9 protein-coding genes and 1 pseudogene are annotated in these 6628 nt (G+C 65.5%); all 10 read right to left on the minus strand.

The window, feature by feature from the left end:
- Positions 1 to 504 (minus strand): annotated as a pseudogene (locus DA1_RS29070) (hypothetical protein); the annotation flags it as partial.
- Between the two features lie 31 nt (positions 505 to 535).
- The gene (locus DA1_RS29075; protein ID WP_062794199.1) at positions 536 to 997 is read right to left on the minus strand and encodes a hypothetical protein; all 462 of its coding nucleotides are present in this window, start codon (positions 995 to 997) and stop codon (positions 536 to 538) included.
- Positions 997 to 2628 carry a hypothetical protein gene (locus DA1_RS29080; protein ID WP_051940722.1) on the minus strand — a complete coding sequence of 544 codons (1632 nt, stop codon included), beginning with the start codon at positions 2626 to 2628 and terminating at the stop codon, positions 997 to 999. The genes DA1_RS29075 and DA1_RS29080 overlap by 1 nt, the downstream gene beginning before the upstream one ends.
- A gap of 2 nt (positions 2629 to 2630) precedes the next feature.
- Complete coding sequence (locus tag DA1_RS29085) at positions 2631 to 3677, minus strand: phage fiber-tail adaptor protein (protein ID WP_034393297.1); 1047 nt, start codon at positions 3675 to 3677, stop codon at positions 2631 to 2633.
- 3 nt (positions 3678 to 3680) lie between these two features.
- Entirely contained in the window at positions 3681 to 4097 is a 417-nt protein-coding gene (locus DA1_RS29090; protein WP_013803287.1) for a phage tail fiber protein, read from the minus strand.
- A gap of 91 nt (positions 4098 to 4188) precedes the next feature.
- A complete protein-coding gene (locus tag DA1_RS29095; RefSeq protein ID WP_034393293.1) occupies positions 4189 to 4821 on the minus strand; it encodes a phage adaptor protein in 633 nt (210 codons plus the stop codon).
- Positions 4812 to 5408 carry a hypothetical protein gene (locus tag DA1_RS29100; RefSeq protein ID WP_174549427.1) on the minus strand — a complete coding sequence of 199 codons (597 nt, stop codon included), beginning with the start codon at positions 5406 to 5408 and terminating at the stop codon, positions 4812 to 4814. The genes DA1_RS29095 and DA1_RS29100 overlap by 10 nt, the downstream gene beginning before the upstream one ends.
- A 30-nt stretch (positions 5409 to 5438) precedes the next feature.
- The gene (locus DA1_RS29105; RefSeq protein ID WP_034393288.1) at positions 5439 to 5822 is read right to left on the minus strand and encodes a hypothetical protein; all 384 of its coding nucleotides are present in this window, start codon (positions 5820 to 5822) and stop codon (positions 5439 to 5441) included.
- A gap of 80 nt (positions 5823 to 5902) precedes the next feature.
- A complete protein-coding gene (locus DA1_RS29110; protein WP_034393287.1) occupies positions 5903 to 6352 on the minus strand; it encodes a hypothetical protein in 450 nt (149 codons plus the stop codon).
- Between the two features lie 29 nt (positions 6353 to 6381).
- Positions 6382 to 6628: phage capsid family protein (locus DA1_RS29115; protein ID WP_155737676.1), on the minus strand; the 247-nt coding region annotated here is incomplete at its 5' end.

Genomic DNA, 6628 nt, shown 5'->3' on the forward strand with positions numbered 1-6628 from the left:
ATGCTGGATCACCGTGGCCAGCAGGTCCGCGCGCACCAGCTCGGCGAAGTCGCCATACAGCCAGGTCTTGGCCTCCTCGGTCGTGAACTCGTCCACCACCTGCAGGGTGACCGTTGGCTTGACCGGGCGCACCACGCCCAGCAGCCGGTCGTTGCCGCGCACGTCCAGCGCACGCGGCGCCGCGCTGCCGTCGTTGGTGGTCTGGTAGGTGCGCTCGGTGGCCTCGTCGTTGATCTGGCCCTTGACCAGAGACAGCTCCTGCACCCAGGAGCGGATGGGTGCGGCCGGGTTCTGCACCACGGCTCCGCTGGCATCTCGCGCGAAGCGGTGCAGCGTGCGGGTGCCGGCCAGGCATGCCGAGTGGCGCCGGTCGGTGGCCAGCGGCCAGAACTCGGAGCTGGGCAGGAAGAGATTGAAGTGCTCCCGGGCGAAGTTCGCGCCCAGCGCGCGATCGGACACGCTGGGCGCCTCGCCCGGGAATGCGGACAGCTTGTAGGTGGTCATGGCCTGCTACCCTGGCAGGCTTGGCACCATTTCAAACCTCGACGGTCACCGCATGCGTGAAAAGCGCGTCAAGGTCTGCTGCAGAAAGGCTCAGTAATTCGCCCATCAGCACGATGGAGGGGCTGCGGCGCCTCCACTCAGTCGCCCTGGCAAATCCTATGCGGGTCGTATAGCGCAAGGCGTCATCTTCGATGGCCTCAATGGTCGAATTGAGCGCATCTTCAGTGATGCCCCGCAGTACATAGAGAGCAACCAAGCCCTGGGCGGGCGTGCATGATTCGGGAACTACCGCCGGCGGCGGCGGCTCCTCCGTGGCCTCGACCGCCGCGATCAGAAACTCGTACTCCGGCGCTTGCGCCCCCAGGTCGGAGCGCAACTCCTGCATTTGGGAATTGGCATAAATGTGGCAACGTGCCACATTGCCCTCATCATCAACCCATGTCGCCTCAATTGCATGGGCGTTTTCGTAGCGAATAACGCTCTTTATTTTCATTAGATTGCTGCGCCCTTAGTAATTGCAAAATTGATTTGCACCGCATGTGCTAAGGCAGACGATGAAATATTCTTCAAACATATATAAAATGACCCCTCGTTATTAGCAACAGCCCAAGCATTATAAAAAGATGAATCAACTGTTCCGAAGCTATTGGTCAATGTCAGATTGACAACATCGAGGGGCCCCACCATGCTGTTATATACCAAGAATACAGCCACGGTATTTGGCGACAACGCTTGGTTGTGCGTGGTAATCACTCCGGCAACTTTGTTGATAGCAACATTGGTAGATTTACTTGTTGGCTGGGTCACTGTGCCACCGGCACCAGGACCGTAACCAAATCCTCCATTACCAACGAGGACAGGACCACCATTAGGATTCAAGAACAGCCATTGATTCAATGTGTAATCCGAATAGATTCGCGGCTGTATCCAAAAGGCCCCAGACTGATACACCCCAAAATCCAACGCAACACTTCCCCCTTGCAAGCGCATGATGGAATTCGGGTCGGCACCACCGCCAGTAGTCTGCGGACCACCACCTACAAGAGCCGAATTGCTCACGACAAACTTGGACAGCGGCACAGACGTACCAACACCAACATTACCGTTCGTTCGGATAATCATCCGCTCTGTACCGCTGGTGTAAAACGTCATCGGCAGGTACTGACCATTTCCCGTGACACCGGAGTTCAGGCGGACCTCTTGGCCTCCCAGAATCACCAAATCGCCCACAGCCGAGTTACCTGGATCTGTGCCACCATGGGCGCGAAAGCCCGAGATTGTCCCTGTGCCTGTTGGAAGCGCCCCAACGATGGTCAAAGAATTGTTGATGTTCGACTGAAAGGCGAGGCGATCAGAGAGCACGTTGCTACTGAAATCAGCGGTCAGCCTCAAGCCATTTCCGTAGAAATTCAGACTACCTCTCATGGTGTCGCCGGACTTCTTCAACATCGTGTCCAACGCATCTTGCAAGCCGGTGACGGAGGCTATCGCCTGCTCACCCGTGTGCGTGCTGCGGTCCCGCAGTTGGGCATCGGTCGCGTTCTTGGTGGCACCCGTCGCCACACCGCCGAGCTTTGCCGCAGCCTCGTCGCTGAAATCGTTGGCGCTCAGGCCCTTGCCTGGCACCTTGTCGACCTTGCCCTGCAGATCCGCCGCCGTGGCCATGGGTTGGGCAAACGTGGGGTTCGGGTACTGGCCGGCCAGCACGCCACCGGCCGCGCCGGTCGGTGCACGCGGATTCGACATGCGCTCATCCGTGGTCTGCACCACCTCGCGCATACCCCCGGCCGTCATGCGCATCTCCAGCAGGTCGCCCGAGTTGTAGGCCCGGGGCGCCGTGCCCTCTTGGCCGCGCAGCACCGTGAGCCGGCATTCACCGATCACCGAGTTGTCCACGGCCGTGACGCGCAGGATCTCGTAATCGGTTTCGAGCGATCCGTTGCGCTTGTAGGCCGTCAGCACGTACCAGCCGCCGGCGGGTGGATTCAGCAGCGTGCCGGCCGCGCCATCGGACACGCGCAGCACGCCGTAGTCCAGCTCGCTGCCCGGCGCGCCCGTCTGCGGCGCCGCGCGCACGTCGGCGATGAACTGGGTTTGGAAGTTGTTCAGGAACAGCTGCGGCATTTCTATTTTTCCTTGATGGGCACGATCAGCTCCACCTCTTTCGTGCGGCCGTCGTTGGTCGTTGCGGCCACGCTGATCTGGTACTTCTGGCCGCTCAGGCCGCCCGCGTAGATCCAGACCTTCACGCGCTGGCCCACGAAGGCAAAGGACGGCGGCATGGGCATGGCCGGCTGCACCTTGAGCTGCACGGAAACTATCTCGTCGCCTGGCGGAAACCAGTCGGCGAACTCGATGTCGTAGTCCTGCGTGTCTGCAGGCTGCATGGGGGAAGTGCGGAACATGCTTTGCCCCTGGTCTGTGACGTAGAAGGTGGTCATTCCTGCGGGCACGAGGAAGGTGCGGGATTCGGGTGCCTGCTCATCGAAGGGCAGGCGCTTGTGGACGGCCGGATCGATGTCGATGAAGGCCACGCCCTGGGCCTGCAGCGGCGCGCGCACCAGGCGCTGCCCACGGGCCGTGATCGCAGCCTTGGCGTGGACCAGCGCGGCCAGACGCGCCTCGACCCGCCCCTGCGTGACGACAAAGGCCTGGCCCTTGCCGTCCACGGGCGAACGCAGCCAGCGGCGCACGTAGATGCGGCCATCGGCTGTGCCACGGGCGGTGGGCGTGGATTGCACAGGGCCACGGCGCAGCAAACGCGCCTGGGGCTTGAAGCTGGCACGCGCGGTCGCGTCCACGCCAACGCGGGCCTGCACATGGGCCGTGACCGTGGCGCTGGCCCGGGCCTGGACTGCCACACGCCCGCGCACGGGAGGCAGCGTGACCTGGACGATGGCGCGGCCGGTGGCTGCCAGCAGGCTGCGCACATGGACCCGGCCCAGCACGCCCTCGACAGCTGCGCGCGCCACGGAATCGGCCGAGAGCTTGGCATGCACGCGGCCCAGCGGGCCGGTGAGCGCAGCAGCGGGGGCCGAGTGCACCACGGCATAGGCGAGCACGCGCCCGCCCACGCGGACGCGGGCATAGCCCTTGGCGTCCACGCGGATGCGCACCACGGGATCGGAGGCCCGCCCGTTCAGCGCGAAGCCATTGAGTGCTCCCCTGTTCATGGCTTACAGCAGCTGCAGCGTGAAGTCGCCCGTCAGTGCCTGGCTGTCCACCAGGAACACGTCATTGATCTGCAGCGTGCGCGGCGTGGGCAGCGGCTCGGAATACATGAGAGTGGCCGTGCCATCGGTGGCCGAGTCACCTTCCATGATTCCGATGTGCGTGACCGTGACCTGGGCGCCCGTGACGGGCGGAAACTCCGCGCGCACGGCGTTGTAGGTGGCGCCGTTGTTCGGCGCGGCAAAGGCGCCCGTGGCCACGCGCTGGTACCACGGTGCTGCCACCTCGGTGCCGGCGGTGAAGGCGTCGGTGGGGTCCGCCGTGAACAAGGCGAAGAAAGTGTTGCGGATGGCCGGGAAGGCCTGCTTGCGCAGCGTGGCGCTGATGATCGCGTTGGCGAGGGAGGTCGAGAAACCAGCCATATCGGCTCCTATGGTTCCGAGCACTCCAGCGCCCCAGTGGAAATTGCCCGCAGTATAGGCAGGCTTGGTCACCACCGGGGATTTCTTGCGCTTACTTCTGCGCCACGGCCGTCGTTGCTGCTGCCTGGGCCTGAATGCCCAGCGCCTCGTTGTAGAGGGCACGGTGCGCCGCCGCGATGGTCGCGTTGCCGCCGAACTCGGCGTCGATGGACCAGGCACGGAACAGCACGAAGTGCCGCAGCGCATCCATCCAGCGCTCGGGCACGCTGGGCGTTCCGCTCTCGTCGGCCAGGTCCACAGCCGCGACACCCACCATGGCGCGCACCTTGGTGCCTGCTGCCACGGGCGGATAGACCAGGAATTCCTGGGGCGTGCCCAGATCGTGCATGTAGTGCTGCACCTCGCGGCCCGGAGAGCCCGAGCGCCAGGCACCGGCCACGGCGTCCAGCACCCACAGGTCGGTCTTGGTGATGCGCCGCTGCGTGGCGTTGGCGTTGTTGGTGATGTCGATCAGCGTGAGCACGTCGGCCGGCAGCTCCTGCCGCCACCCGGCGGCCAGCACCAGGTCGCGCGGCTGGGCCATCTGGTCGGGCCGCTGCTCGGCAAAGGCACGCTGCGCGGCGTTGAACCAGTCCAGCAGATCCGCGCGGGTCCAGCGGATGTGCCCCTTGTCCTGCAGGTCGCGCGCTGCATCGTCCAGCAGTTGGGCCACGGTCAAAGCCATGACGCCCTCCCCCGCGAGCCGCGGCTGGTGTTGGACCGCCACACGTCGGCCGTGGCGTCATCCATGGCGCGCTGGAAGAACGCCAGGGCCACGCCGGCCTGGTCGGGCTTGTAGTAGTCCGTGCCCTCAGTGGCCAGCAGCTCGGCCTTGGCGCCCTCGCGGATCGCCTCGTGGTAGAGCGAGGCCACCTCGTCCGGTACGCTGTTGCCGCGCAGGGACGGCATCAACGAGGCGTAGACCTGCAGCCGGCCCGCGCTGCCCGTGCGTACTGTGAATTCGCGCAGGTTGGTCGTGACCAGGTAGAGCTTGCCGCGCAGCTCGTGCTGCCAGGGGTCGGCCGGCAGATCGCGCGCCTTGGCCACCTCCAGCGGGCGCCCGGCCAGCGTGGCGCGCTCCAGGCGCAGCAGCTCGGCGCCCTGGGGCAGCTCGAAGGTGTACTCGGCGAAGGCCTCGCCCGTCACGTCCGTGGGCTCCAGCCACTCCTGCCAGGCGCGCGTGGCCTTGAGGAAGGTGCGCGCGGCCCGGTTCAGCGCCAGGTGAATGAGCGGGACCGGCGCCTTGGGGGCGGCCAGGACCAGCTCGGGCATCCAGTTCTCCCAGGAGGCCATACGCCTGCCTTACTTCACGGCCGATGCACGCGCGGTACGGCGCACAGCGCCGGTAGCCGGCGTGTCGGCTTCCTGCGGCAGTCCGGTGCCGCCGTCCAGGTCTTCGTCGTCATCGCGCTGGCCCACGCCGGGCGTGAAGGTGTTGCGCGAGGAAGGCGTCTTGCCGTCCAGGGCCGCGCGGCGGGCTTCGCGCTCGGCGGACAGGCGCTGGAATTTCTGCTCGGCCTCGAAGTCCTCTTCGGTCTGGAAGTTGCCAGCACGCAGGTGTTCGGCATCGGCCTCGTTCTCGACCTCGCAGGCCAGCGGCTTGCCCTCGAAAACATAGGTGGCGCCCTTGAGGCGCACGATCAGGGTTCCGTCCTTGCGTGCGGGCAGCGAAGTGAACAGCTTCATGGTTTGGTTCTCCGGGGTTCAAAAAGCCCCGGCAGCCGATGCCACCGGGGGAAAGCCCCTTGCGGGGCGCGCACACGCTGTCAGGCGTTCGTGTAGATCAGATCCAGGGCGAAGAGGCCTGCGGCCGTGCCCGCGCCTGTGACCTTCAGGACGATGTGGCGGTCTTCGTCCTTGGGCACCAGCTTGGCAAAGGCTGCAGGCACCAGGTGCACATAGCCGCCGGCCGCGCCGGCGTCGTTGTCCGTCACCCAGGCACCGCCGCCGTCGTCGGCCGCAGCGCTGATGTCGCCGGCCGCATCCGCCAGGCCGATGGAGGCCTTGAAGCCCGCGCCCAGGGCGGCAGGCACGCGGATGAACAGGGACACGGGCAGCGTGCCAGCGGGCAGGATGCCGATGACGCCACGGGCGCCGACTGCGTGGTCTGCCACGGCTAGGGGCTGGCCGAAGCGCGAGCGCACCAGCTCGGAGCCGCCAGGGGTGATGGGTGCCTGATGGCCTGCGGCCACGGCACTGAGTTGTTTGAAAGCCATGTCTGACTCCTTCTATTCGTTGGGTTGGATCAGCGCGACGCAGCGGCCGTGTCGATGCCGTAGACGCCGTGATCCTGCTTCTCGCCCTCGATCTCGAAGACCGACTTCTTGACGCCGAAGATGGACGACGTGGTGATCACGACCTGGTTGCCGTTGTCGCGGGTTTCCTCGTGCCAGCCGTAGCGCATGCCCGTGCCCGGCGAGCCGAACGCCATCACGCCGGCCTGCGCACCCATGAACAGCGCGCGCGCCGTTTCCAGGTCGCCCGTGGCGCCA

Source organism: Delftia acidovorans NBRC 14950, assembly GCF_001598795.1.
Classification (GTDB): Bacteria; Pseudomonadota; Gammaproteobacteria; order Burkholderiales; family Burkholderiaceae_C; genus Comamonas; species Comamonas acidovorans.

Coding starts and splice junctions, on each gene's coding strand:
- DA1_RS29075 (WP_062794199.1), bottom strand. CDS start 997: ATGAAAATAAAGAGCGTTATTCGCTACGAAAACGCCCATGCAATTGAG.
- DA1_RS29080 (WP_051940722.1), bottom strand. CDS start 2,628: ATGCCGCAGCTGTTCCTGAACAACTTCCAAACCCAGTTCATCGCCGAC.
- DA1_RS29085 (WP_034393297.1), bottom strand. CDS start 3,677: ATGAACAGGGGAGCACTCAATGGCTTCGCGCTGAACGGGCGGGCCTCC.
- DA1_RS29090 (WP_013803287.1), bottom strand. CDS start 4,097: ATGGCTGGTTTCTCGACCTCCCTCGCCAACGCGATCATCAGCGCCACG.
- DA1_RS29095 (WP_034393293.1), bottom strand. CDS start 4,821: ATGGCTTTGACCGTGGCCCAACTGCTGGACGATGCAGCGCGCGACCTG.
- DA1_RS29100 (WP_174549427.1), bottom strand. CDS start 5,408: ATGCCCGAGCTGGTCCTGGCCGCCCCCAAGGCGCCGGTCCCGCTCATT.
- DA1_RS29105 (WP_034393288.1), bottom strand. CDS start 5,822: ATGAAGCTGTTCACTTCGCTGCCCGCACGCAAGGACGGAACCCTGATC.
- DA1_RS29110 (WP_034393287.1), bottom strand. CDS start 6,352: ATGGCTTTCAAACAACTCAGTGCCGTGGCCGCAGGCCATCAGGCACCC.